The organism is Mycobacteroides sp. H001 (assembly GCF_001440005.1).
GTDB lineage: Bacteria > Actinomycetota > Actinomycetes > Mycobacteriales > Mycobacteriaceae > Mycobacterium > Mycobacterium gwanakae.
The window spans coordinates 1-2,063 of record NZ_LJYH01000041.1; the positions used below are offsets into that span (position 1 = coordinate 1).

The 2,063-nt window shown below is 63.5% G+C and carries 2 protein-coding genes and 1 pseudogene; 1 reads left to right on the plus strand and 2 read right to left on the minus strand.

All coding sequences use genetic code 11. The annotated features are described in order from the left end of the window. Window positions 1-95 precede the first annotated feature (95 nt). Window positions 96-530, minus strand: coding sequence for a helix-turn-helix domain-containing protein (locus AOT83_RS19565; RefSeq protein WP_030096425.1), 435 nt, complete (start codon window positions 528-530; stop codon window positions 96-98). An 87-nt stretch (window positions 531-617) separates the two neighbouring features. Between AOT83_RS19565 and AOT83_RS19570 the strand changes: the two genes are divergently transcribed. Then, a complete protein-coding gene (locus AOT83_RS19570) occupies window positions 618-1,856 on the plus strand; it encodes an MFS transporter (protein ID WP_078284468.1) in 1,239 nt (412 codons plus the stop codon). Here AOT83_RS19570 and AOT83_RS28230 read toward each other — a convergent pair. Further along, window positions 1,787-1,963: pseudogene (locus AOT83_RS28230) on the minus strand (radical SAM protein); the annotation flags it as partial. The gene AOT83_RS19570 and the pseudogene AOT83_RS28230 overlap by 70 nt on opposite strands. Window positions 1,964-2,063: the final 100 nt, after the last annotated feature.

The window sequence follows — 2,063 nt, forward strand, 5'->3', positions numbered from 1 at the left end:
CTGGCCACCCGCTACGACAAACTCGCCATCGTTTACCGCGGCGGAGCAGTCCTAAGGGCCATCACACTTTGGCTACCGCATTTATCAGACACGGCCTAGACCCCGAGCACGGCCGTATCTTCCGGGGCCAATGCCCGGCCGTCCGCCGCGCGCAGCTCGAAGCGTTGCACCGGCCGCGATGTCTCGCGATCCACCAGACAGACGCGTGGTTCTCCAGGGGCGAAACAGAACTCGTCGCTCCATTGCCGCAGTGCCACCAAGACGGGGAAGAGCCCGCGGCCCTTCTCGGTCAGTTGGTACTCGTGGCGCGCCCCGGCCGGAACAGTCTCAAGGATGCCGTTGTCCACCAATGTCGCCAGCCGAGACGCCAAGATGTTCTTCGCGAGCCCAAGACTCTTCTGAAACTCACCGAATCGGCGCAAACCGTCGAACGCGTCACGAACGATCAGCAGCGACCAGCCGTCCCCGACCTCACCCAACGGCCTGGCCAAGGTGCAGCTCGAATCCGCATGACTGGCGCGTCCCACCATCGACGACCTCCTTTGGTTGCAATATGCAACCATTCATGCCACGCTTCAACGGTTGCGAAGTGAAACCAACTCTACCCAGGGGTGCACGTGCTGACCAGACCCGTCATCGTGTTGTTCTCGCTTGCCAGTGGCCTCGCGGTGGCCACCATCTACTTCTCACAGCCGCTGCTCGACACGATCGGCGCGCAATTCTCCATGCCCACAGCGCACGTCGGTATCGTGCTGACACTCACCCAGATCGGGTACGCCATCGGCCTGCTGCTGGTCGTCCCCCTCGGGGATATCGTCGACCAACGCCCGCTCATCATCGGGCAAACCGTCCTGCTGAGCGCATCGCTGTGCGCCACCGCAATATCGCCGAACGCGTGGACATTCCTGGCCAGTGTCACCGCGCTGGGCGCACTCGCCGTGGTGACGCAGGTGATGGTCACCTATACCGCCGTGCACGCCGCCCCGGAGCGGCAGGGATGGGCGGTCGGGGTGGTAACCGGCGGGATAATCAGCGGAATTCTCTTGGCACGCACAGTATCCGGCGTGCTATCCGATCTCTTCGGCTGGCGCTCGGTTTATGCGGTGGCCGCCCTCGCTGCGGTCGCCACGGCCGCACTGTTGCAACGCACACTGCCGCAATCCACGCGCCCACACCGCAGGCTGCCCTACCGCCGGCTGCTGCTGTCAACCATGTGGCTGCTGCGCAGTGAGCCGGTGCTGCGCTCTCGGGCCATCCTCGCGATGCTCATTTTCGCCGCCATCACCGTGCTCTTGACGCCCATGGTGTTACCACTCATCGCTGCGCCGTATCACTTGTCGCATAGCGAAGTCGGGTTGTTCGGGCTGGCCGGCGCCGCGGGCGCACTGGGCGCCTTCAAGGCCGGGGCATGGTGCGACAGGGGCTGGGCAAGCCGGGTGACAGGCGCGGGACTGTCGTTGATGCTGGCGGCATGGGCATTGGCGGCCACCCTGCGCTGGACGCTGCTCGGACTCGCCCTCGCGGTCGTGATCATCGACTTCGGCCTGCAGTCGGTGCACGTGGCGAACCAAAGCCTCATCTATCGGCTGGAGACCGAACTTCATGGTCGTCTCACCGCCGCCTACATGACCTTCTATTCCATCGGCAGCGCTATCGGCGCCATCGCGTCGACGTGGATGTACTCCGCCCACGGATGGTCCGGAGTCTGCCTGCTCGGTGCCATCATCAACGTTGGTGCACTTGCCTATTGGATCGGAAGCAAGACCAGCTCAGGTGCAGCGCCCGCCGCGGACACCGACAGCCGTTGCCGGGACAGCGCCGGCCACGCCTGTACCGCACAGAACGGTGCGCACTGATCCTGCCCGGCGTGCGTTCCGACGTGCACACAACACTGTGTCAGCCGCTCCTCGATCATTGTCGACATGTCCATGAACGGCTTGACCGTAATCCGCACTATCCGCTGTTTATCTGTAGGTACATGTTGGGTGTACTCGACTGTCCTCGACGGTTGCTGGTGGCCTGTTTGATTTCGTGAGCTACAGGGTTATCTGTAGTGCTGTACT

Excerpts from the sequence above, each read along its gene's own strand:
- AOT83_RS19565 (WP_030096425.1), bottom strand. The coding sequence starts at position 530 with ATGGTGGGACGCGCCAGTCATGCGGATTCGAGCTGCACCTTGGCCAGG.